Here is a 22,802-nt window from a genome sequence, read left to right on the forward strand (position 1 = left end):
GTCGTTTCGCGACAGCGGGGGTATGGTGACACAAATTGAAAATCGCCAACGTCTTTCCGGCCACGAAATTGCGTTTTTTTCCTGCCGCCACGGATGGGCCAGATTTGTGATGCGCCGCGTTAAATATCCGACATAGAGTGGCAGAGGTGGTCGGCGCGCCCTAGCTAAAAACGACGGGCAGGCAACGGCTTAAGCAGCCAAACGCTCTAAAGGGCGGAAGAGGGCAATAATGGGCATCAACCAGGGTCCGATCAGTCTCGACCAAAAATACACCCAGGACACCGGCCATATCTTCACGACGGGCATTCAGGCGCTGGTCCGTCTGCCCATGGCTCAGATCAGGCGCGACCGCGCCGCCGGCTTGAACACCGCCGGCTTCATCTCCGGCTACCGCGGCTCGCCGCTCGGCGGCTACGACCAGCAGCTGTTCGCCGCGCGCAAGCACCTCGAGCAGTACAACATCAAATTCCAGCCCGGCGTGAACGAGGATTTGGCAGCGACCGCCGTCTGGGGCTCGCAGCAGCTCAACCTCTCGCCCGGCGCGAAATACGACGGCGTGGTCGGCATCTGGTACGGCAAGGGCCCCGGCGTCGACCGCTGCGGCGACGTCTTCCGCCACGGCAATGCCGCCGGCTCCGCCAAGAACGGCGGCGTCCTGTGCCTCGCCGGCGACGACCACGGCGCCAAATCCTCCACCGTCCCGCATCAGTCGGACCATGCCTTCATGTCGGCGCTGATGCCCTATCTCTATCCCTCGAGCATCCACGAGATGATCGAGATGGGCCTGCTCGGCATTGCGATGTCGCGTTATTCGGGCTGCTGGGTCGGCATGAAGGTGATCACCGAGACGGTGGAGACCACCGCCGAGATCGACCTCACCGACGAGATGAAGCCCTTCATCATTCCCCCTGATTTCGAGCTGCCGCCCGGCGGCCTCAATCTGCGGTGGCCCGACGACCGCTTCGAGCAGGACCGCCGCCTGCAGGACTACAAGGGCTTCGCCGCGATCGCCTTTGCCCGCGCCAACAAGGTCAACCGCGTCACCATGGATTCGCCGAACGCCCGTTTCGGCATCATGGCCTCCGGCAAGAGCTATGAGGACGTCCGCCAGGCGCTGCGTGAACTCGGGATCACCGAAGCGGTCGCCGCAAAAATCGGCCTTCGTCTCTACAAGATCGGCATGCCCTGGCCGCTGGAGCCGGAGGGCGTGCATGAATTCGCCGTCGGCCTCGAAGAGATTTTCATCGTCGAAGAGCGTCGCGAGATCGTCGAGAACCAGGTCAAGCAAGTGTTGTTCAACTGGCGCGACGACGTGCGCCCGCGCATCGTCGGCAAGATGGACGAGCACGACAAGCGCTTCCTCACCTTCGCCGCCGAGCTCAGCGTCGCCTCGCTTGCGACCTCGCTCACCGAGCGACTTCTCCGACTTAATCTCAACCCCGAGATTGCGGAGATGCTCCGCGCCAAGGCCGACTGGTTCAACGGCCGCCAGGCGTCCCAGATGATCCCCACGGCGCCGGTCTCCCGCACCCCGTATTTCTGCTCCGGCTGCCCCCACAACACATCGACGAAGGTCCCCGAAGGCAGCCGCGCACTTGCCGGCATCGGCTGTCATTTCATGGCGCTGTGGATGGACCGCTCGACCGAGACCTTTACCCATATGGGCGGCGAGGGCGTGCCGTGGGTCGGCATCGCGCCCTTCACCAACGAAAGCCACATTTTCGCAAACCTCGGCGACGGCACCTATTTCCACTCGGGCATTCTCGCCATTCGCCAGGCGGTCGCCTCCAAGGCCAACATCACCTACAAGATCCTCTACAACGACGCCGTCGCAATGACCGGCGGCCAGCGCCATGACGGCGATCTCTCGCCCGAGAAGGTCATGGCCCAGCTCCATGCCGAAGGCATCCGCGAGATCTATCTTGTCTCGGAAAACCCGGACGCCTATCCCGCTGATACCATCGCGCCCGGCGTGAAGAAATATCACCGTGACGAGCTTCAGAACGTCATGAAGATGTGCCGCGAGTACAAGGGCACGTCGGCGATCGTCTTCGTGCAGACCTGCGCCGCCGAGAAGCGCCGCCGCCGCAAGCGCGGCCTGATGGAGGATCCGGCGCGCCGCGTCATGATCAACCCGGCGGTCTGCGAAGGCTGCGGCGACTGCTCGGTGCAGTCGAACTGCATCTCGGTCGAGCCGCTGGAGACCGAGTTCGGCCGCAAGCGCGCCATCAACCAGTCCGCCTGCAACAAGGACTATTCCTGCCTCAAGGGTTTCTGCCCGTCCTTCGTCACCGTCGACGGCGGCAAGCCGCGCCATCGCGCTCCGGCGGAGCTCGCCGATATCGGCGAGCTGCCTGAGCCGGCCTCGAAGCCGACGCTCGACAAACCCTATAATATCGCAGTCGGCGGCGTCGGCGGCACCGGCGTGCTCACCATCGGTGCGCTGCTCGGCATGGCCGCGCATATCGAGGGCAAGGCCTCGATGATCCTCGACATGTCCGGCCTCGCCCAGAAGGGCGGTGCGGTACTCAGCCACGTACGGCTCTCGGATCATCCGGCCGAGGTGACCTGCTCGCGCATCGTCACCGGCACCGCCGACGTCGTGCTCGCCGCCGACGAGGTGGTCGCGGTCGCCAAGGACACGATTTCGCTCTGCGACAGCAGCCGCACACGCGGCATCATCAATAGCCACGTCATCCCCACCGCCGATTTCGTGCTCAACCGCGACTTCAACTTCCAGACCCGCAAGCTGAACGGGCTGCTGGAGACGGCGCTGCACAAGGACTCGGTGTTCTTCGACTTCACCAAGCCGGCCGAGCAATTGCTCGGCGACAGCATCGCCACCAACATGATGATGATGGGCTATGCCTATCAGAAGGGCCTGTTCCCGCTGTCGGCGGAATCGATCGAGCAGGCGATCGAGGTCAACGGCGTCTCGATCAAGATGAACAAGGAAGCCTTCCGCCTCGGCCGCCTCGCGGTCGCGGACCCCGCGCGTCTCGCCGAGATGCTGAAGGGGACGGACGAGGTCGCAGCGCCCAAGACGCTGGACGCGATGACCCTCGACGAGGTCATCGAGCACCGCGCCGGGCATCTCATCGCCTACCAGAACGGCCGCTTGGCCAAACGCTATCGCAAGCTGGTCGACCAGGTCCGCGACGCCGCAGTGAAGGGTGCTTACGGCGATGCGCTGCCGCGCGCGGTCGCGATCAACTACGCCAAGCTGCTCGCCTACAAGGACGAGTACGAGGTCGCGCGGCTGTTCTCCGACGGCGCTTTCGAGCAGCAGCTCCGCGACCAGTTCGAAGGCGACTATACCTTTAGCTTCAACCTGGCCCCGCCGATTTTGGCATCCGGTGTCGACGCGCTGGGCCGCCCGAAGAAGCGCGCCTTCGGCCCGTGGATGCTGACGGCGTTCCGTACGCTGGCCAAGTTCAAGTTCCTGCGCGGCACGCCCTTCGACATCTTCGGCCGCAGCGCCGACCGCAAGCTCGAGCGCGACCTGATCGTCGGCTACGAGAAGGACGTCGCTACCGTCCTCGGCCTGCTGTCGCCTGTTACGATCGACACGTCCGTCGAGCTTCTCTCGCTGCCCGACCGCATCCGCGGCTACGGCCCGGTCAAGGAGAAGGCCGTCGCCGACGCCAATGCCCGCTACGCCCAACTCGCCGCGGATCTGGCCAGCCCGCCGCCCGCGCCAAGGCAGATCGCGGCGGAGTAGGGCCCTTGTCGGGTGGGTTAGCGGAGCGGATTGCGCGAAGCGCAAACCGCTGGGCGTAACCCACGACTTTGATGTCCGCGTGGAGAGCAAAAGAGGTGGGTTACGCTGCCGCTAACCCACCCTACGATTTCCCCTTTGAAATCAATCGCCGTTCTACTGTGCATGGGGTTGTTTTCGGCAAACGGGTCTATTTTCGATAAAACGAAAACTCGCTTGTGGCGTCGGGCAAAACACCTGTAGGATTTGAGCTGTCTCGTCCGTCATTGCGAGCGCAGCGAAGCAATCCAGAAATGCATTCGCGGAAATATTCCTGGGTTGCTTCGCTGCGCTCGCAATGACGATGCGGGAGCAGAGGGGCGCTGCATAACCGACCTCACTTGCGCCAACCCGCTGCCCTCTCGCCCGACGGAATATTTCCGCGCTTGCCAACAGGGCATCAGCGGTTCAGAAAAAAGAGCCAAGAAGAAACGCGAGCGGAGACCTCTGTTTTGACCATCAAGGGCAAGGCCTACATTGTCGGGATCTACGAGCACCCCACCCGGCATGCGCCGGACAAATCCACCGCCCAGCTTCACGCCGAGGTCGCCAAGGGCGCGATCGAGGATGCCGGGATCAGCAAGGACGATGTCGACGGCTATTTCTGCGCGGGCGATGCGCCCGGCGGCGCCTGGCCGATGGTCGATTATCTCGGCCTCAACACCAAGAAACTCCGTCACGTCGATTCCACGGAGACCGGCGGTTGCTCCTACATCATCCATCTCGGCCATGCCGCCGAAGCGATCGCGGCGGGCAAGTGCTCGATCGCGCTGATCACGCTTGCCGGCAAGCCGCGCACCGGCGCGATGCCGCCGCGTGCGGCCGGCGCCGAGGTCGATTTCGAATCGGCGTACGGCGCGACCACGCACAATGCCTATGGCATGTGTGCCATGCGCCATATGCACGACTACGGCACCACCAGCGAGCAGCTCGCCTGGATCAAGGTCGCTGCCTCGCATCACGCGCAATACAATCCGCATGCGATGCTCAAGGACGTCGTCACCGTCGAGGACGTCCTGAACTCGCCGATGATCTCCGATCCCCTGCATCGCATGGATTGCTGCGTGGTCTCCGACGGCGGCGGCGCGCTGATCGTGACGACGCCCGAGATTGCCAAAAGCCTGAAGAAGCCGCTGGTCAAGCTGATCGGTCACGGCGAAGCCATGAAGGGCCCGCGCGGCGGCAAGGATCTCGACCTCACGTACTCGGCCGGCGTCTGGTCCGGTCCGCGTGCATTCGAGGAAGCCGGCATCACGCCGAAGGACATTAAATACGCCTCGATCTATGACAGTTTCACCATCACGGTGCTGATGCAGCTCGAGGACCTCGGCTTCTGCAAGAAGGGCGAAGGCGGCAAGTTCGTTGCCGACGGCAACCTGATCTCGGGCGTCGGCAAGCTGCCGTTCAACACCGATGGCGGCGGCCTGTGCAGTAATCATCCGGTCAACCGCGGCGGCATGACCAAGATCATCGAGGCCGTCAGGCAGCTGCGCGGCGAGGCGCATCCGAAGGTGCAGGTGAAAAATTGCGATCTCGCCATCGCCCATGGCACCGGCGGCCTTCTGGGCGTTCGCCACGCCGCTTCGACAGCCATTCTGGAGCGCGTGTGATGAGTGAAGCAAAAAAATATCCGGCGCCGGTCACGAACCCCGAGACCGCCGCGTTCTGGGACGCCGCCAAGCAGGGCAAGTTCATGATCAAGCGCTGCACCGCGTGCGGCGACGCGCATTACTTCCCGCGCTCGATCTGCCCGTTCTGCTACTCCGACAAGACCGTGTGGGAGGAGGCCTCGGGCGAGGGCACGATCTACACCTACAGCCTGATGCGGAAGTCGCCGACCGGTCCTTATGCGATCGGCTACGTCACGCTGAAGGAGGGGCCTTCGGTGCAGACGAACTTCGTCGACTGCGATCTTGAAAAGCTCAAGATCGGCCAGAAGGTGAAGGTGGTGTTCAAGCCGACAGACGGGGCGCCGCTGCCGTTCTTTACGGTGGCATGATTTCTTCCCTTCTCCCCTTGTGGGAGAAGGTGGCGCGAAGCGCCGGATGAGGAGTTCTCTCCGCAGAGAGATTGCTCAACGCGGAGGCAACCCCTCACCCAAACGAGTTTGCCGCACGGCTCTCGCAGCCCTCTCCCACAAGGGGAAAGGGCACTTCGACTGGCAGCGGCGCATAAGAATCCGGAGAGGAAGCCAGAAAATGTCCGCCAGATACGAAGAACTCAAAGGCCTGAAAAACCTCGGCCAGAAATACACCTACAGCGACCGCGAGGTCATGCTCTACGCCTACGGCATCGGCCTCGGCGCAGATCCCATGGATGAGAATGAACTCGCCTTTGTCAACGAAGGCACGTTCACGCCGCGGCCGCTGAAGGTGGTGCCGACCTTTGCTTCCGTCGCCGCCTGGGGCTCGGGCCCCGGCGAGATGAACCTCAACCGCGTCATGGTGGTCGACGGCGAGCGCGACATCACCTTCCATCAGCCGCTGCCGGTCGCCGCCAACATCACCGCCGATTCCTCCGTGCTGGAAGTCTACGACAAGGGCAAGGACAAGGGCGTCGTCATCAGCCACCAGACCGTGCTGAAGAACGAAAAGGGCGAGGAGCTCGCCACGCTCGTCGCTTCGCGCTTCGCCCGCGGCGATGGCGGCTTCGGCGGGCCGAACCTGGCCCAGCCCGATCCGCACAAGATCCCCTCGCGGAGTCCCGACAAGACCATCGACATCGTCACGCGACCCGACCAGGCGCTGGTCTATCGTCTCTGCGGCGACCGCAACCCGCTGCACTCCGATCCCGAGTTCGCCAGGAAGGCCGGCTTCCCGCGTCCGATCCTGCACGGCATGTGCACCTACGGCATCACCTGCCGCGGCGTGCTCCAGACCTATGCCGATTACGACGCGTCCGCGTTCCGCCAGCACGTCGCGCGGTTCTCTTCGCCCGTCTATCCCGGTGAGACCGTGACCATGGACCTCTGGAAGGACGGCAACACGATCTCGTTCGAAGCCAAGGTGAAGTCGCGCGGGGTCACGGTGATCAAGAACGGCAAGACGGTGCTGAGTTAGGTCTCCTGCCACGGACGCTGCGCAGCACGCAGTGATGCGCTGCAGAGCCGGGACACGAGAGAACAACAACAAACAAGGAGAAGCCACCATGGGACTGCTCGATGGCAAGGTTGCGCTGATCACCGGCGCGGGCGGGGGGCTCGGTGAGGCCTACGCAAAGCTGTTCGCGCGGGAAGGGGCCTCGGTCGTGGTCAACGATCTCGGCGGGCCCCGTGACGGGTCTGGCGCCGACAAATCGATGGCGCAGATGGTGGTCGACGCGATCAAGGCCGAGGGCGGCAAGGCCGTCGCCAACGGTGCCGACATCTCCACCATGGAAGGCGGCCAGTCGGTGTTCGACGACGCCATCAAGCACTTCGGCCGGGCCGACATCCTGGTCAACAACGCCGGCATCCTGCGCGACCAGACCTTTCACAAGGCCAGTGAGGCCGATTGGGACAAGGTCATCAAGGTGCATTTGAAAGGCACCTTTTGTTGCACCATGCCGGTGTTTCGCTGGATGCGGGAAAATGGCGGCGGCGTCATCGTCAACACCGCCTCGACCTCGGGCCTGATCGGCAATTTCGGCCAGACCAATTACGGCGCGGCCAAGGGCGGCATCTGGGGCCTGTCCAACGTGCTGGCGATCGAGGGCCGCAAGTACAACATCCGGATCTGGACGCTGGCCCCGGGCGCCCTGACCCGCATGACCGCAGACCTGCCCCGCTATAAGGAGAACCCAGGTGCGGCGCTGGGGCCGGACGGCATCGCGCCGGCCGTGCTATACATGGTCAGCGATTTGTCGGGCGACCAGACTGGCAAGGTGCTGGGCGTGTCCGGGCCTCGCGGCGTGCGCGAAATGCGGATGATGGAAATGGAAGGCTGGAAACCGCCGCACACGGGCTGGAACGCCCAGGACATCGTCGATCACGCCAAGGAGATTTTCTTCTCCGAGGAGCAGATCAAGATGGGCGCGCGGCGGTTTTAGGCTGCTGTCATCCCACGCGAAGCGTGAGCCCGGGATCCATGGTACAGCACGCACAGCAGATAAATGGATTCCGGGCTCGTGCTTCGCACGCCCAGGAATGACGGAAAAGAGAGAGACCCGATGAAACTCACTGCCGACGCCAAGGGCACCTTCGCAATCGCGCCGACGCCGTTCCACGACGACGGCCGGATCGACGAGCGCTCGATCGACCGCCTGACCGATTTCTACGAGGAGGTCGGCTGCGACGGCGTCACGGTGCTGGGTATCCTCGGCGAGGCGCCGAAGCTCGACGCCGCCGAGGCCGAGCAGGTGGCGGTGCGCTATGTCAAGCGCGCCAAGAAGATGCAGGTGATCGTCGGCGTCTCCGCGCCGGGCTTTGCCACCATGCGCTCGCTGGCCAGGGCCTCGATGGACGCGGGCGCGGCGGGCGTCATGATCGCGCCGCCGCCGAGCTTGCGCACCGACGACCAGATCGTTGGCTATTTCAAGCAGGCGGCCGAGGCGATCGGCCCCGATGTGCCCTGGGTGCTTCAGGACTATCCGCTGACGCTCACGGTGGTGTTCACCCCCGCCGTGATTCGCAAGATCGTCATGGACAATCCGAACTGCGTGATGCTCAAGCACGAGGACTGGCCGGGGCTGGAGAAGATCACGACTCTGCGTGGCTTCCAGAAGGATGGCTCGCTCCGTCCGCTCTCGATCCTCTGCGGCAATGGCGGCACGTTCCTCGACTTCGAGATGGAGCGCGGCGCCGACGGCGCCATGACCGGCTACGCCTTCCCCGAACTCTTGATCGACGTCGTCAACCTCTCCAAGGCCGGCAAGCGCGATGCTGCGCATGATTTGTTCGATGCGCATTTGCCGCTGATCCGCTACGAGCAGCAGCCCGGCGTTGGCCTGACCGTGCGCAAATACGTGCTGCAGAAGCGCGGCATCATCGCATCCAGCGCGCAGCGCAAGCCGGGTGCAACGATGACGGCGACCGCGAAGGCCGAGGTTGACTATCTCTTGTCGCGCGTCGCCAAATTCGACAAGCGTGCCAATCTCGGTCCGCAATCCAGCGCCGCAGGCTAGTCGAATGCCCGAGACATCAGCATCACGCCCGGCCTCGACCATCCTCCTGCTGCGCGACGGCGCCAAGGCCGACGGCAACGGCCGCGGCGAGGTCGAAATCTTCATGATGGTCCGTCATCATCAGATCGAGTTCAACTCGGGTGCGCTGGTGTTTCCCGGCGGCAGCGTCGACGCCGGTGATCAGGAGATTGTCGCCCGCGCCGATCTCTATTCGGGCGGCGAGGGCCTCAGCGAAGCCGACCGCGGCTTTCGGATCGCCGCGATCCGCGAGACGTTTGAGGAGAGCGGCATCCTGCTGGCGCGCGCGAAGGGCTCGAACGCACATGTTGATGCCGGGCGCGCCGGCGAGATCGCTGACGCGCATCGTGTCGCGCTCAACGAGCACAAGATCAGCTTCCTCAGCATTCTCGCCGACAACGGTCTCCAGCTCGCGCTCGACACCCTGGTGCCCTACGCGCACTGGATCACGCCGGAGGGCATGCCGAAGCGTTTCGACACCTGGTTCTTCCTTGCGGCTGCGCCGCCCGACCAGCTCGGTGCGCATGATGGCCGGGAGTCGACCGATTCGATCTGGCTGTCGGCGCGCGAGGCGGTGGAGGGCGGCGAGAGCGGCCGCTTCAAGCTGCCGTTCCCGACTACGCGCAATCTGATCCGGCTCGCCAAGCAGCCGAGCGTGAGCGCCGCGCTCGATCATGCCAAGGGGATGTCGATCGTCACGGTGATGCCCGTGATGACCAAAACCGAGAGCGGGCGGCAGCTCCGCATCCCCCGCGAGGCCGGCTATGACGGCGAGGTGTTCGAGGTCGGCGCAGTCGGCTAGAACGCTTCGATACCGAGCGAAGTATTATCGACCGCTGATGCGCTAGGTTCCATCCATCGCGAATGGACGGGACCGATCAGATGGACGGCAAGAAGGACACCAACATCGCCGTCGAGCTGGGATTGCTCGTTGCGCTCGCAACGCTCTGGGGCGGCTCCTACACTTTCATAAAGCTCGGCGTCGCCACCATCCCGCCGGTCACGCTGATCGCCGCGCGCACGACGGTTGCGGGCCTGCTGTTGCTCGCCGTGATGTGGGCGAGGGGAATCAGGATGCCCACGGATGGGCCGGCCTGGCAGCGCTTCGCCTTCCAGGCCGTGCTCAACAGCGTCATCCCATGGACCCTGATCGCCTGGGGCGAGCGCCATGTCGATGCGGCACTGGCCACCATCCTCAATTCGGCCGGGCCCATATTCACCTTCCTGCTCACCGCGATGGTCACCCGCCATGAGACTACGACGCCGCGAAAGCTGTTCGGCGTGGTGGCTGGCATGGCCGGCATTCTGCTGATCGTCGGCGTCGATGCGTTCCGCGAGATCGGCAACGGCCTCCTCGCAGAAGCGGCGATCGTCGCAGCCACCATCTGCTACGCCTGCGCCGCGATCTTCGGTCGCAGCTTCAAGGGCCTCGACCCCATGGCGCCTGCCGCCGGCTCGTTGCTGGCGGGCGCGGCCGTGCTGATCCCGGCTTCGCTCGTGTTCGAGCAGCCCTGGACGCTGTCGCCCTCGCTAAGCTCCGTCCTCGCGCTGCTGGCACTCGCGGTGTTCTCGACCGCAGCCGCGTTCGCGATCTATTTCCGCCTGATCCAGACGCTCGGCTCGGTCGGTACCACCGCACAAGCTTACTTGCGCGTCCCCATCGGGGTCGCCATCAGCGTCGCCTTCCTCGGCGAGACCCTGAGCCGGACCGCCTGGATCGGCCTGGCCAGCGTCGTCCTCGGCGTCGCTGCCATGACGATCCCGGCGCGGCGGGCCGCCGTCGCTAAACCATCATGAAAAACAGCCCGTCTCGGCCCGCGGAGGCATGTTCCCCCAGAGGGGCGATACAGCGTATATTGGAGGGGTATGGAGTCCGGTTCCGCCCCAATGTCCGCCGAAACGCCACCGAATCCGCCGCCGAAGCGATCGTTTTCGCTGTCCATCGGCCAGATGACGTATGGCAGCTTCATCCTGGTGCTGGCGGTGATCATCGTCACCTCGACCGCCAGCGTGATCGCGATCCGGCACATCGATGCCACCTTCGCCGAACTTCAGCGGCTGCAAAGCGTCGGCGATCTCGCCGAAGACATCGACCGACGCATGAACGATTTGCGGCTCGCCGCGCGCGATTTCGTCACCGACCCCGGCGCAGGCATCCAGTTCAAGCAGGTCGGCGAGGCCGCCTCGACCCTGAGTGACATCCTCAAGAAGACCCGCATCGAGCTTGCCCCCGAGCAGCAGGACATGATCGACGGCGTCTCCGAGCGGCTTGCGACCTATCGCAGCGGGCTGGATCGGATATCGACCCTGATCGATCGTCGTGCGCAAATGCTTGCCGGGCTGCCCCCGCTGCGCGACCAGTTCGACGCAGCGGTCTCCGACAGCGCAGACCGTGATCTGGCCGCGCGCCTGTCGGAGGCCCAGAGCCGGATCGCGCTCGGGCTGCTCGCGCGCAATCCCTCTGCGGCCGAACAGGCCGCTCAGGGCATGCGGACCATGGTCACTGCCGATGGCAAGCTGAAGACGGCGGTAAACAATTACGCCGATGCGATCATCGCAGTCGCAGTCCGCGAACGGCAGATCGCCGATATCGACCGCGAGGTGTTGGGCACCGAGGGCCGGCTGATCGGCCGCGTCACCGAATTGCTGCGGGACGTCAGCGACCGCCGCGGCCATGTGTTGTCGCGCGATTTTGCCAGGACGCTGGCGGAGGCGCGCTGGCAGAGCATCGTGCTCGGCAGCATGGGCGTGTTGATCGGTATCCTCGCCGCGGTTTTCGTGGTGGGGCGGACGGTGCGGCCGCTGGCCCAGATCGCGCGCTCCATTCGCGCGCTTGCGGCCGGCGAGAAAAGGACCTCGATTCCGTCAGCCGATCTCAACAACGAAATCGGCGACATCGCGCGGGCCGCCGAGGTGTTCCGCCGCGCGCTGGAGGAGGCCGATACCGCGCGCGAAGCCGCGGTGCGCGCGCTGACCGAGCAGCGGCTGGCGGAAGAAAGCTACCGGAAGCTGTTCGAGGGTTCGGTCGACGGCATCTACGTGACGACACCGTCAGGCGATCTCCTCAATGCCAACCCGGCCTTGGCGCGCATGATGGGCTATGACAGCCCGCAGCACCTGATCGACAGCATCAACGACATCGCCCACACCATCTATGTCCATCCCGAGGCGCGTGCGGAATACCAGCGGTTGATGCATCGTGATGGCATGGTGCGCGAGTTCGAATATCAGGTGCGTCAGCGCAGCGGCAACATTCTCTGGCTCTCCGACAGCGCGACGGGCGTGCGGGACGAGCAGGGCACCATCGTCCGTTACGAGGGCACGCTGCGTGACATCACCGACCAGAAGCGGGCGGAAGATGCCATCGCCGAAGGCCGGCGCCTGTTGCAGCAGGTCATCGACACCGTGCCCGCCGTCATCAACGTCAAGGACCGCGACCTTCGCTACGTGCTGATGAACCGCTACATGGCCGGCATCTTCGGCATCGAGCCCGGCGACGCGCTCGGCCGCACCACGGCCGATCTGATGTCGCGCTATGGCGCGGCCAAGACCGACGAGAACGACAAGCGCGTGCTCAGCCAGCGCAAGGGGCTCGGATTCTACGAGGAGGAGTACAAGGACGCCTCCGGCAACATGCGGCAATGGCTGGTCAACAAGCTGCCGCTGCTCGATGCCGAGGGCGAGATCGAGCGGATCGTCACCGTGGCGCTCGACATCGGCGAACGCAAGCGCGGCGAGCAGGAGATGCGCAAGGCCAAGGACGCCGCGGAAACCGCGCTGCGCAATCTACGCGAGACCCAGGCCTCGCTGATCGAGGCCGAGAAGCTGGCCGCACTCGGGCGCCTGGTCGCCGGCGTCGCACACGAGGTCAACAATCCTGTCGGCATCAGCCTGACGGTCGCCTCGGCGCTCGAACGCAAGACCGCCATGTTCAGCGCCGAGGTCGAGCGCGGCGAGCTTCGCCGCTCGACGCTCAACGATTATCTCAGCACGAGCCGCGATGCGTCCTCGCAGCTCGTCTCCAACCTGAACCGTGCGGCCGAGCTGATTCAGTCGTTCAAGCAGGTCGCAGCCGACCGCAACTATTCGGACCAGCGCAGCTTCGACCTTGCCGACCTCACCGAGCAGGTGGTGATGAGCCTGCGTCCGGGCCTGCGCAAGCAGAACCTGACGCTTAACGTCGAGTGCCAGCCCAATCTGACCATGAACAGCTATCCCGGTCCGTACGGCCAGGTGCTGACCAATCTGTTCCTGAATTCGGTGGCGCATGCCTTCCCGGACGGGCGGCCAGGCATCATCGACATCCAGGTGCGCGAGTCCGGCAAGGACAATGTCGAGGTCATCGTCTCCGACAATGGCTGCGGCATGAGCCTGGACGTGCGGCGCCGCGCCTTCGATCCGTTTTTCACCACGCGGCGCGACCAGGGCGGGACCGGTCTTGGATTGCACATCGTCTACAGCATCGTCACCAACCGGCTCGGCGGCCGGCTGGATCTCGATTCCGAGCCTGGCAGCGGTACGCGCATCCAGATGATCTTGCCGCGCGTCGCGCCGCTGGAGCAGGCTGCCGAATAAATCTGTGGCTAATCGACGTCGACGAGCTTGTGCAGGGTGGCGCCGAAAATCAGGCTGGCTTTGCCGACCAGCGCCGTGCCCGTCATCTCCGCACGGGTGTCGGTGTAGGTCCCGCTGACGCCGATGCCGACAGGGGCGGGGCCACCGAATAGCGGATTGTCATCGCCGCGCGGGGAGGTGTGCCGTTGCACCAGCACCTCGCCTTTGAAGGTGCGATCGTCCTTCACCACGTAGCTGCCGGTGTAATAGAGGTAGGCATCGCCGCCAAGGATCTTGCCGTCGCGAAAAAGGATCACGCCGCTGCCTTTGCCGACTCGACCATCGAGCAGGCTCACGTGAATCGAATAGAGGCCGTTCTTCATAACGTCCCATCGGCCGGCCACCATCGCCCAATGGCGTCACCGGTGAAGCTTTTATGCCAAAGCGCAACCCCTCGCGCAACGCGGCAATTTTGCCGGCGGCGCCCCGTGCTGGCACGCGAGCCGTAGTTGTCCCGGCTTGCGTGTGACGCCGACATGACGGTCTCATCATGCAGCGAGGCCTGTCGCAACGAATCGGAGTTGGCCCGCGAAATGCATAACCTTTGTTGCACTGGCCGCGGGGTGCTGGAGCAAGACAAACGTGAGCAACTGGATCGATTCCGGCGGCGATGAGCCGCGTCTGTACAGTGCGCGTCCCACGATTTGCGAAACACTGCGCCGGCGGATTAGCCGTCCGACAGGGTGGCGAAGCGCGGCAAGCCTTGCTTGCGCGCTGATGCTGATCGCGCTGATTGCCCCGCTCGGGCACGCACGCGACCGCGGCCAGTTCGTCAACACCAGTGCCGAGCTCAAGGCATGGTTCGACGGCTTGCGCAGCGGCAAGGGGCCATGCTGCTCCGATGCCGACGGCTCGGCGATCTCGGACTCCGATTGGGAGAGCAAGGACGGGCATTATCGCGTCCGCATCCCGCGCCTCGGCTATGTGATCGAGGGCAAGGAGCAGGAGCTGGTCTGGGTCGACGTGCCGGAGGAGGCCGTGATCTCGGAGCCCAATCGGGTTGGGCGAACCATGGTGTGGCCGATCTATGGCTATATGGGCGTCACCATCCGCTGCTTTATGCCCGGTAGCATGACCTAGCTAGCTGGCCGGGCAGCGTCTCGCCTGCCGCGTCACGTATATTTCTTGTCGCGCTCGAGCAACTCGACGGAGATGCCTTCGGGACCGCGGATGAAGCAGATGCGCACGCCGGGCCGGATCGTGGTGGGCTCCCGCGTGAATGTCACGCCCTTGGCCTTGATCTCGGCCGCGACGGCATCGATGTCCTTCACGGTGAGACCGAAATGGTCGAGGCCCTGATGGGGATGCGGAGGCGGCGGGCTGACGGCACTGTCGCCCTCCAGCGGTGCGATGAAGATCCTTGCGCCGCCGAGATTCACATCGATGCGTCCCGGTGCGCGCACGATCTCGCCGCCAAGGATATCGCGCAGCCAGGCGGCTGTCGCTTCCGGATCCGGGCTGCGCAGATGGACGTGATCCCACGTGACGGTGACAGGCATTTCAATTCCTCCCGATAGGGTCTTCGATGTTGCAGCGCATGTTAGCGATCCCCACCGACAATCGCCACCATGCCTCTGCCTTCCAGGGATCGCCACAGCCGCGGGAACCTTAATTCGCCTTGCCGATTGAAGAAGCAGCGAGCAATGCACCCATGAAATCATGGTTTGGCCGGACCGGACTGGGACGTTTCGTCGGGGACGGCGAGAAGCGCCAGCGACTCCAGCCGGCCGCTCGTGTTTGGTTGAAACGGGGCCTGCTTTGGCTGCTGGCCGCGAGTGTGGTCGGTGGTGCCGTCTGGCGGTTGATCCCTTCCTCCAATGTCGCTCATACCGAACCCGTGAAATTGGCGCTGGCAAGTGTCGATACCGCTCCGCCAACAGGCTCGGATACCTCCGCCGCGGAAGCCGTCGGCCTCGATCGAATGAAGATCTCGTCGCAGACCTGGCGCCGCGGCGGGCTCGGCTCAAAGGCGCTGGTGACGTTCACCGTGCGAAATGACAATGATTATGCCGTAAAGGATGTCGAGATCGTCTGCGCCTTCACGCGGCGTGACGGCAGTCATTTGACGGACCGCAGCCACGTGCTGGCTGATACGGTCAGCATGAAGAGCCGCAAGACTTTTGCGCGCGTTCCCGTCGGATTCGTCAACGTGAATGCCGATCAAGCGAAGTGCTCGCTTGTCGCGGCGCGGCGCGCCTAAAGGCTACGCATTCCGCTAGCGGAAAAGTTACCGTCCGTGCCCCTTGGCCGGAAATCTTGGCGTTGCCAGTTGAACCAAAGGGCTGGGCGCAGGAACCAATTGAGGGATCGCCGGTTGAGGCGATGGACCCGCGCGGGGATGCGGGGGCGGAGTGCGGTCAATGCCCATCTTTCGGTATTTCATGTTTGTCGGCGGAGCCCTGCTCGCACTGTTGTTTGCGGCAGATTTCGTTTGGCCGACAGCGCCGGTTGCGCAGACCGTTGGAGTTGCAAGCTACGACCAGCCGGCGATCCGGATTCGGTCCGACCGCCATTTGCCTGACCGGGTCGTGCTCGACACCAATCAGCAGACCATTGCAGCGCCGGCGGTGATGACGGCTGCCGCCACGGCGTCTCAGCCGACCGCGCCAGCGGATGCGCTGGCAGACATGTCGGCCAAGTCCAAGGTGCGCGAGACGTTCGCGCAACTCACGCCGGCTGATGCGGCAGCGGCCAAGAAAGCCGACGCCAAGCCGCTTGCTCAGACTCCGGTGCAACCGAGGCGCAGGGTCGCCCGGGCCCGGCCGGCACCGCAGCGTGGCCAGCCGATGATGCTGGTGGCACAGCAGCCGCATTTCGGGCTGTTCAACACCACCTGGTGAAAGTGCCTTCGACCTGCCTCGAAACGGGATGGGGAGGGCTTTTTATTGTCCGGCCTCTCTGCTAATTCGAACCGATCCGAACGTCGTCGGCCTGCTGGCCTGCCAGCATATGACCGCCGCGCTTCGGCCGGTGGCCCAATACCCGGGGTCAGGCGCTCGTAGCTCAGCTGGATAGAGCATCGGATTTCGATTCCGAGGGTCGGAGGTTCGAATCCTTCCGAGCGCGCCAGTCCATGACCAGCCGTCAGCTGCGGATAAATTCCGGAAGAGGGACTGCGTCATCCACAGGGAAACCACCTGCGTTAGTGGGCAGGCGTTGCGTCTGGAAGGCGGTGAACAGGGCCTGGTATCCGGCAGCGCGCTTGATGATGACCGCGCCATCCTGGAAAGCTCCATTTTCCTTCCAGTGACGCCCGCGCGGATTGCCCTGATTCATGTGGGTTTCGTGCAGTCCGTCCTGTTGTGGCTGGAACAGGAATCCGAAGCCATAGACGATCACACCGGTCTCGCTTGGCGGGTAGAAATCCCGATCCTGCGGTTCCCCGCTGCCATTGTCATAGGGCAGCGACTGTGGCGGCTGGCTCGTGTCGATGGACAGTGCGTCGCTGATGTCGTCGTTCACGTCCATCCTGTTGCCGTCTGCGTCGGAATAGGGAATGGGTCGCATGCGCCGGATGTCGAGCAGGCTTCTGTCCTGCCAGTAGTCCAGCGGCGAAAAGCCGCTCGTGTGGAGGCCCAGCGGGAGCGCAGAGAGTGTGTCTGTGACAGGGTCGCTGAAGGCGACATCCTTGTAGAAATACACGTTGTTGTTTCCGTCCTCGCCCACTTCGTCCGAGGCCGCGTTCACGACGTACTTGAAAATGTTGCCCTGGGATCCTTTCACATTGACCACATAGTGGGGGCTACCCTTGTAGCCTGGCCGGAACGGGGCGGCATTCACCAACTCACCCTTGAAAAGGCAGTACTTGTTCATCGTTCTTGCCTCCCGCCTGCAGCTCTGTGGTCTCTTGAAAAGCGTCACTTGCCGAAAGTCTGCGCGAATAGACCTTTGAACCCGTCGCGCAACATGCAGACGAAGGTTCGATCCACCGTAACCGAGCGCGAACCAAGGGGAGCGTGCTCAGCTCCTTCTTCGGAACTCGCGCTCGGATAGATATTGTTGGCAGCCACGCGTTGGCGTTGTCAAGCGCGCGCTTCATTGGCCGGGCGCACGTTGCGCGCTAGCTGGCCTGGAGCCGGCTTTGCCGGGCCCGCGCCAACGTATCCGATGGCGCTTCGTGGAAGGTCGCGCGATAGGCCGCGGCAAACTCGCCGAGGTGATGAAAGCCATGGGCGCGGGCGCACGAGGCGACCGAGGCACCGCCGCTTCTGAGGAGTTGGGTGCGGGTGGCCCAAAGCCGCTTGAGGCGGATGTATTGATGCAGGCTCATGCCGCGCACCTTGGCCACCGCGCCTCCGAGGGTCCGGATCGAGACGCCGAATTCGTCGGCGAGATCGGCCGTATAGATCGGAGCGGTCGGATAGGCCCTGACGTAGTCGTCGATCTGCTGCACGAGCCTGGCCGAGCGCACGCCCGCTCTTGGGGTGCTGCGATCCGACAGCGGGTTCATTCGAAACAGGTCATCGAAGGCGAGCAACAGGCCTTCCTGAAGATGGGCAGCGACCTCCGTGGCCTCGAACATCTGTGGCTGGACCGACGCGGTCCGCAGGATGTCTCGCACAAGCTGCCGCGCGTAGAGATGTGCGGTGGGGTCCGCCATGCGAACCCACAAGGTATCGGCACGATCGAACCAGCCGCGGTCCCGAAGTGCGGGCGAGAACATGATCAGCGCATGATGATTGATCTGTGGCTCAACGAAATGGCAGTGGTGGTTGCCGCGCAAGCCGATGAAGAAGCGCGAATCGATATCCATCCCGCTCGACGTGGCGCGCAGATCATCACTCAGTGGCAGGATCACCATGCCGCCAGGCGCGCGGTAGGTGGTCTCGAGGATGCGCGCAAACGACCTTGCGACGATGATCCGGCAAGCAGGCAGGTTCACGATTGCTCGCGCAGCGGCGAAATTGGCGACGTCGAGGGGAATGCTCCGGGAATCCTCCAATGCCTCGGCCGGTCGAAACGCATCGACGTCGGTAAACCGGGTTAGCTGGAGCGCGGAAGAGGGGGCGAGAGCGTCGAAGAACATGCGTCTGGCCGGATGCTGTAATGTGACACTAAAATGAACGTCGGTACGTGGCCATCAATGGCGAAATACGACGACTCAGTAAACCGGATTTCCGGCCGTAGTATTGCGGACATCATGCCACGATGACACCGTCAGCGGTCGCGGCTCATCGGCTGACCGGTGGTGAGGTCGATGAAATGGAGCCTTGTACAGGCCGGGCAGCTAAAGGATTGAAAACTCCGCCCCGCGGGCTCCGGCTGCCTTTCGAGATGGGTTTGCACGTTCATGCCTGTCTGCGGGCATCGGAAAACAATCAAATCGGCCATCAAAGCAGAATGACAGCACGGCAAATTTCATCTTTGATCTAGATCAGTTTTGGAATTGCTCCAGGCTGATGGGCCAGCGGCGGTCCAGCCATCTCGCAAACGCGAAGGGGGCCCAGAGGGCCCCTGCAAATCTCACCAGCGGCGATAGCCATAATAGCCATAGTAGCGCGGGCCATAATAACGCGGGCCGTAATAGCGCGGCGGCCCGTAATATCCATATCCGGGCCCGTAGCCGTAATAGACGTTCGGCCGCCACCAGCAGCGTCCCCAGGCGTTGCAGACCATGCGGACCTGCTCGACGTCAGAGACCTGCGCGGTCGGCGCAGGCGCAACTGGCATGGCCGACACCGTCGACGATGCCGCAAGGGCACCGAACAGGGATGTTGCGATGAGGCCGATCTTGAGATTCATGATGTATTCCTCCGCTTACGCAATGCAGGATATCGAAGTTGTTCTGATCAAATTGTGGCAAGGGTCGGAATGTAATGCTGATGAACAGATCTTCAGTTCGCCCCCCTCGTTGATCCTGCGCAATTCGCCCGTGCAGCTTCGAGCCTAGTCTTGTTGTTGTGGGCAGTCCTTCGCCGAATTCGAAGGACAGGCGCACAGATGGTTTGGAGCAGTGCAATGAACAAGATGAGGATCGACAAGGGCGACTGGCTCGTCGTGTGCGACGGACGCAAGGCGCTCATCCTGGAAAATCTCGGTGATGAGATGTTTCCGAACCTTCACACCAGGGAGGTTCGCGAGCACGCCAATCCGTCCACAGCCGCGCAAGGGACCGATGCGCCTGGCAGGTTCCATGCATCGGTCGGCGGTGCCCGTAGCTCGGCGGAGCAGACCGACTGGCACGACGAGGCCGAACGCACCTTCCTGCGCAGTCTCGCCGAGCGCCTCGACACCGCGCTCAGCGCCGGGGAGACTTCGGGCCTGACCATGGTGGCCTCACCGCGCGCGCTGGGCATGATCCGCACCGATTATTCGGACGCGGTGCGAAGAGCGCTCCGGGGCGAGGTCGGCAAGGACCTCGTCAAGTTGCCGGTCTATGAGATCGAGAAGCAGTTGCTGCTATCTGGTGCGGTCGGATAGGGCTTCCCCCGGGACGAGACGCTTGCGGCGCCCCTCAGTAGCAGGGGTGCCGGTGGCGGTCTTGGCCGACATAGCCGGCCGCGCTCTGGTAGCAGTGGTTGGTCGACGGGCCATCGTAGTAGGCGAAGGTGCCGGGGGTGATACCCGGGCCGTAATTGTGCAGATAGCTGATCCGATACGGCAGCGGATTGGCATAATAGCGGTGGTGCCGGTGATGCACGCGCGCCTCCGCATAGCCGGGGGCTAGGATGGCCGCCGACAGGGCAGCAACCGCGGCTACAAGGGTCAACTTGCTCATCTCGATTCTCCGGAACCCGCGAAAAAAAGGTTTGCCATCTATAGCCATTTCGGGCCGCCAGGGCACCCGTCCGAAGCCCGGAAACCGGGGCAAATCCAGCAGATTCTCGGATAGGTGTGACAGAATTGCCGGACTCGGGCGAAGCCTGCCCATTTTTGGCCTTTTCGGGATGCTTAACGAATTCCCCACACAAGTATGGCCAAAGAGAATCCGGTCAAAGATTTCTCCTGCCGGCTGCTTTTGGGGCTTTGGGGTGGTCTTCGGGGCCGGTACGTTTCCTTGCAAGGTTTTCGCAGTCTAGCTGCCATGCGCATCACGCTCCTCAGCCTGCTGTTGCTCTTCGTCGCTGCCGCTACTCCCGCGCGGGCCCAGCTGCATATCACGCGCGACCACGGCGGCTATGTCGAGGAGTACAAGGCCAAATACAAGCGCGTCCGCGATACCGGCGAGCGTGTGATCATCGATGGCATCTGCAATTCGGCCTGCACGCTGGTGCTCGGCATCGTGCCGCTGAACAAGATCTGCGTGACGCCCAAGGCGAGCCTCGGCTTCCACCAGGCCTATTACGACAAAGCCTTCACCTTCGGCATCAAGGTCACCAGTGCGGAAGGGACGTCTGACCTGATGTCCTACTACCCCGATACGGTGAAGGACTGGATCCGCCGCAATGGCGGGCTCACCACCGATATGAAAAAGATCAAGAATGGGGTCGAGCTCTGGAAGATCATCGATCCCTGTCCGGAAGAATGGTGATCAGCTGATCTGAGCCGCCGCGTCCGTCGCAGCGCAGCATCAGAAATTCGCATTGCCGCACCGCCCCTCGCTCGGGCAATCAGGGGGCAATGAATCATAACCAAGATCATCTCGCTGCCCGCGCAGCGCCGGTGCTGTTCGTCCTGCTCTGGAGCACCGGCTTCATCGGCACCAAATACGTCATCAACAACGCCGATCCCTTGACCTACCTCGCCATCCGCATGGCGGTGGTGGTCGGTCTGATGGTCATCATCGCGGGCGTCGCCCGACCGAAATGGCCTGATCTCACAGGGATGGCGCACAGCGCCGTCGCCGGCATCCTCGTCCACGGCTTCTATCTCGGCGGCACAGCCATCGCGATCGCCCATTCCATTCCGGCGGGGCTCTCCGCGCTCATTCCGGGGCTGCAGCCGATACTGACCTCGACGATTGCCAACCGCTGGCTCGGCGAGAAGGTGACGCCGGTGCAATGGGCTGGCCTCGTGCTCGGTCTCGGCGGCGTGGCGCTGATCCTGCACAACCGTCCGATGTCCGGCGAAGCCGGGCTCGGCTGGCTCGCCTCGGTGGTTTCGCTGATCAGCATCACGCTCGGCACGCTGTACCAGCGCCGCTACTGCAATCACATCGACTGGCGTGCCGGCAATCTCGTGCAGTATCTGGCGGTGACGATCTTCTTCACGATCGGCGCCTTCCTGTTCGAGGATCGGGTCGTGCACTGGACCCGGGAGTTCGTGTTTGCGCTGGCCTGGCTTGCGGTCGCGCTCTCGATCGGATCGATCGGCCTGTTGTACTGGCTGATCCGCCATGCCGCAGCGACGTCGGTCGCGAGCCTGTTCTACCTGGTGCCAGCCGTCACTGCGCTGATGGCCTATCTGCTGTTCGGCGAGAAGCTCGATGCGCTGGCGATCGCCGGCATGGCGATGTGCGCGGCCGCCGTGTTCGTGGTCAACCGCCGCTTTGGCTCATAGTCAGGCTTGCCAGAATACATCCCTGACGTGCAGCGTACTTCGTGTTAGGCTGACCGCATTTCAGCGGTCGTTGCACACGGTGATTTCCATGAAGAAGGCGAAGCGTGCACTGCTCGGCAGGTCGATGAAGCCGGTCCGGATCGCCTGCATCAACTACGCCCGGGAGTCGATTGGCGACGGCGATATGAGGCAGCTCACCGCGGCACTGCAAAAGTGTTACGACAAGCATTTCCTGCCGGTGTGGGGCTATCCGGTCGACCTCTATGTCACGCGCAACCCGAAGGCGACCGATTGGCAATTGGTCTATTTCGACGATGCCCTGCACAAGAATATGCTCGGACGCCACGAGCTGACCTATCGCGGCCAACCGATCTCGAAGATCTTCGTCAAGGCGCTGGATGGCGAGGCGGTCAGCGTCGCGGCCTCGCACGAACTGTTCGAGATGGTGCTCGATCCCATGGCCAATCTCTGGGCCGATCAAAATCGGCACACCCAGTACGCCTATGAGGTCTGCGACGCCGTGGAGGAGGACACTTTTGACGTCGACGGCTTGCCGATGTCGAACTTCGTCTATCCGTCCTGGTTCGAGCCGTTCAAGCATCCCCGCGGCACCAAGTTCGACCACAAGGGAACGCTGACAGCTCCGTTCTCGATGACCGAGGGGGGCTACGTTATCAAGAAGGTCAACGGACGGAAGGTGATCAGGGTGTTTGGCTCACCGGAGAAGCGGCGGCGCTTCGCCAAGGAGGACCGGCGGGGTCATCGCAGCGAGTTTCGCGATCCGAAAGGCGTCCATCATCCGGGCCGGCGCAAGTCCAAGCGGTCAGGCTAGGCATCTTGAAAGGGCATCTCCGGGCGCGCCCGCACCCGGAGA

At 63.5% G+C, this 22,802-nt stretch carries 22 protein-coding genes and 1 tRNA gene; 17 read left to right on the forward strand and 6 right to left on the reverse strand.

Annotation, left to right across the window (positions count from 1 at the left end):
- The first annotated feature begins 229 nt into the window (after window positions 1-229).
- The 9 genes from XH91_RS14800 to XH91_RS14840 all read left to right on the forward strand — a co-directional run bounded on the left by XH91_RS14800 (window position 230) and on the right by XH91_RS14840 (window position 13,450).
- Window positions 230-3,721 carry an indolepyruvate ferredoxin oxidoreductase family protein gene (locus XH91_RS14800; protein WP_128951257.1) on the forward strand — a complete coding sequence of 1,164 codons (3,492 nt, stop codon included), beginning with the start codon at window positions 230-232 and terminating at the stop codon, window positions 3,719-3,721.
- A gap of 488 nt (window positions 3,722-4,209) precedes the next feature.
- The gene (locus XH91_RS14805) at window positions 4,210-5,367 is read left to right on the forward strand and encodes a thiolase domain-containing protein (RefSeq protein ID WP_128951258.1); all 1,158 of its coding nucleotides are present in this window, start codon (window positions 4,210-4,212) and stop codon (window positions 5,365-5,367) included.
- Window positions 5,367-5,756: a Zn-ribbon domain-containing OB-fold protein gene (locus XH91_RS14810; protein ID WP_128951259.1), complete on the forward strand. Its 390-nt coding sequence runs from the start codon at window positions 5,367-5,369 to the stop codon at window positions 5,754-5,756. The genes XH91_RS14805 and XH91_RS14810 overlap by 1 nt, the downstream gene beginning before the upstream one ends.
- A gap of 199 nt (window positions 5,757-5,955) precedes the next feature.
- Window positions 5,956-6,816: a MaoC family dehydratase gene (locus XH91_RS14815; protein ID WP_128958534.1), complete on the forward strand. Its 861-nt coding sequence runs from the start codon at window positions 5,956-5,958 to the stop codon at window positions 6,814-6,816.
- 88 nt (window positions 6,817-6,904) lie between these two features.
- On the forward strand, window positions 6,905-7,783 hold the full coding sequence (locus XH91_RS14820; protein WP_128951261.1) for an SDR family oxidoreductase: 879 nt from the start codon (window positions 6,905-6,907) through the stop codon (window positions 7,781-7,783).
- Between the two features lie 120 nt (window positions 7,784-7,903).
- Complete coding sequence (locus XH91_RS14825) at window positions 7,904-8,857, forward strand: dihydrodipicolinate synthase family protein (RefSeq protein WP_128951262.1); 954 nt, start codon at window positions 7,904-7,906, stop codon at window positions 8,855-8,857.
- Between the two features lie 4 nt (window positions 8,858-8,861).
- The gene (locus tag XH91_RS14830) at window positions 8,862-9,677 is read left to right on the forward strand and encodes an NUDIX hydrolase (protein ID WP_128951263.1); all 816 of its coding nucleotides are present in this window, start codon (window positions 8,862-8,864) and stop codon (window positions 9,675-9,677) included.
- A gap of 80 nt (window positions 9,678-9,757) precedes the next feature.
- The gene (locus tag XH91_RS14835) at window positions 9,758-10,672 is read left to right on the forward strand and encodes a DMT family transporter (RefSeq protein WP_128951264.1); all 915 of its coding nucleotides are present in this window, start codon (window positions 9,758-9,760) and stop codon (window positions 10,670-10,672) included.
- A gap of 90 nt (window positions 10,673-10,762) precedes the next feature.
- On the forward strand, window positions 10,763-13,450 hold the full coding sequence (locus XH91_RS14840; RefSeq protein WP_128951265.1) for a PAS domain S-box protein: 2,688 nt from the start codon (window positions 10,763-10,765) through the stop codon (window positions 13,448-13,450).
- Between the two features lie 8 nt (window positions 13,451-13,458).
- On the opposite strand, the gene XH91_RS14845 is transcribed toward XH91_RS14840, so the two are convergent.
- Complete coding sequence (locus XH91_RS14845; protein WP_164934069.1) at window positions 13,459-13,812, reverse strand: GrlR family regulatory protein; 354 nt, start codon at window positions 13,810-13,812, stop codon at window positions 13,459-13,461.
- 259 nt (window positions 13,813-14,071) lie between these two features.
- Here XH91_RS14845 and XH91_RS14850 point away from each other — a divergent pair, with 259 nt between their 5' ends.
- Window positions 14,072-14,569, forward strand: a complete 498-nt coding sequence (locus tag XH91_RS14850; RefSeq protein WP_128951267.1) for a hypothetical protein — start codon at window positions 14,072-14,074, stop codon at window positions 14,567-14,569.
- 32 nt (window positions 14,570-14,601) lie between these two features.
- Here the strand turns inward: XH91_RS14850 and XH91_RS14855 are convergent, their stop codons facing one another.
- Window positions 14,602-14,988, reverse strand: a complete 387-nt coding sequence (locus tag XH91_RS14855; RefSeq protein WP_128951268.1) for a VOC family protein — start codon at window positions 14,986-14,988, stop codon at window positions 14,602-14,604.
- 152 nt (window positions 14,989-15,140) lie between these two features.
- Here XH91_RS14855 and XH91_RS14860 point away from each other — a divergent pair, with 152 nt between their 5' ends.
- From XH91_RS14860 to XH91_RS14870, 3 genes are all read left to right on the forward strand, one after another.
- Window positions 15,141-15,689, forward strand: a complete 549-nt coding sequence (locus tag XH91_RS14860; protein ID WP_128951269.1) for a hypothetical protein — start codon at window positions 15,141-15,143, stop codon at window positions 15,687-15,689.
- A gap of 160 nt (window positions 15,690-15,849) precedes the next feature.
- Window positions 15,850-16,329, forward strand: a complete 480-nt coding sequence (locus XH91_RS14865; RefSeq protein WP_128951270.1) for a hypothetical protein — start codon at window positions 15,850-15,852, stop codon at window positions 16,327-16,329.
- Window positions 16,330-16,481: 152 nt separating this feature from the next.
- Window positions 16,482-16,558: transfer RNA gene (locus XH91_RS14870), tRNA-Arg, on the forward strand.
- Between the two features lie 15 nt (window positions 16,559-16,573).
- Here the strand turns inward: XH91_RS14870 and XH91_RS14875 are convergent.
- The 3 genes from XH91_RS14875 to XH91_RS14890 form a co-directional block, all read right to left on the reverse strand.
- Window positions 16,574-17,302 carry a DUF2278 family protein gene (locus tag XH91_RS14875; RefSeq protein ID WP_128951271.1) on the reverse strand — a complete coding sequence of 243 codons (729 nt, stop codon included), beginning with the start codon at window positions 17,300-17,302 and terminating at the stop codon, window positions 16,574-16,576.
- Window positions 17,303-17,549: 247 nt separating this feature from the next.
- Complete coding sequence (locus XH91_RS14880; protein ID WP_128951272.1) at window positions 17,550-18,515, reverse strand: AraC family transcriptional regulator; 966 nt, start codon at window positions 18,513-18,515, stop codon at window positions 17,550-17,552.
- 437 nt (window positions 18,516-18,952) lie between these two features.
- Entirely contained in the window at window positions 18,953-19,231 is a 279-nt protein-coding gene (locus XH91_RS14890; protein ID WP_128951274.1) for a hypothetical protein, read from the reverse strand.
- A gap of 216 nt (window positions 19,232-19,447) precedes the next feature.
- Between XH91_RS14890 and XH91_RS14895 the strand changes: the two genes are divergently transcribed.
- The gene (locus tag XH91_RS14895) at window positions 19,448-19,909 is read left to right on the forward strand and encodes a host attachment protein (protein WP_128951275.1); all 462 of its coding nucleotides are present in this window, start codon (window positions 19,448-19,450) and stop codon (window positions 19,907-19,909) included.
- Between the two features lie 34 nt (window positions 19,910-19,943).
- Here the strand turns inward: XH91_RS14895 and XH91_RS14900 are convergent, their stop codons facing one another.
- Window positions 19,944-20,207 carry a hypothetical protein gene (locus tag XH91_RS14900; protein WP_128951276.1) on the reverse strand — a complete coding sequence of 88 codons (264 nt, stop codon included), beginning with the start codon at window positions 20,205-20,207 and terminating at the stop codon, window positions 19,944-19,946.
- Between the two features lie 306 nt (window positions 20,208-20,513).
- Between XH91_RS14900 and XH91_RS14905 the strand changes: the two genes are divergently transcribed.
- The 3 genes from XH91_RS14905 to XH91_RS14915 all read left to right on the forward strand — a co-directional run bounded on the left by XH91_RS14905 (window position 20,514) and on the right by XH91_RS14915 (window position 22,760).
- Window positions 20,514-20,960, forward strand: coding sequence for a hypothetical protein (locus tag XH91_RS14905; protein WP_057751653.1), 447 nt, complete (start codon window positions 20,514-20,516; stop codon window positions 20,958-20,960).
- An 89-nt stretch (window positions 20,961-21,049) separates the two neighbouring features.
- Complete coding sequence (locus tag XH91_RS14910) at window positions 21,050-21,928, forward strand: DMT family transporter (protein ID WP_128951277.1); 879 nt, start codon at window positions 21,050-21,052, stop codon at window positions 21,926-21,928.
- Window positions 21,929-22,016: 88 nt separating this feature from the next.
- Entirely contained in the window at window positions 22,017-22,760 is a 744-nt protein-coding gene (locus tag XH91_RS14915) for a hypothetical protein (RefSeq protein WP_164934068.1), read from the forward strand.
- The last annotated feature ends 42 nt before the right edge of the window (window positions 22,761-22,802 follow it).

It is taken from the genome of Bradyrhizobium guangzhouense (assembly GCF_004114955.1).
GTDB classification, from domain to species: Bacteria; Pseudomonadota; Alphaproteobacteria; order Rhizobiales; family Xanthobacteraceae; genus Bradyrhizobium; species Bradyrhizobium guangzhouense.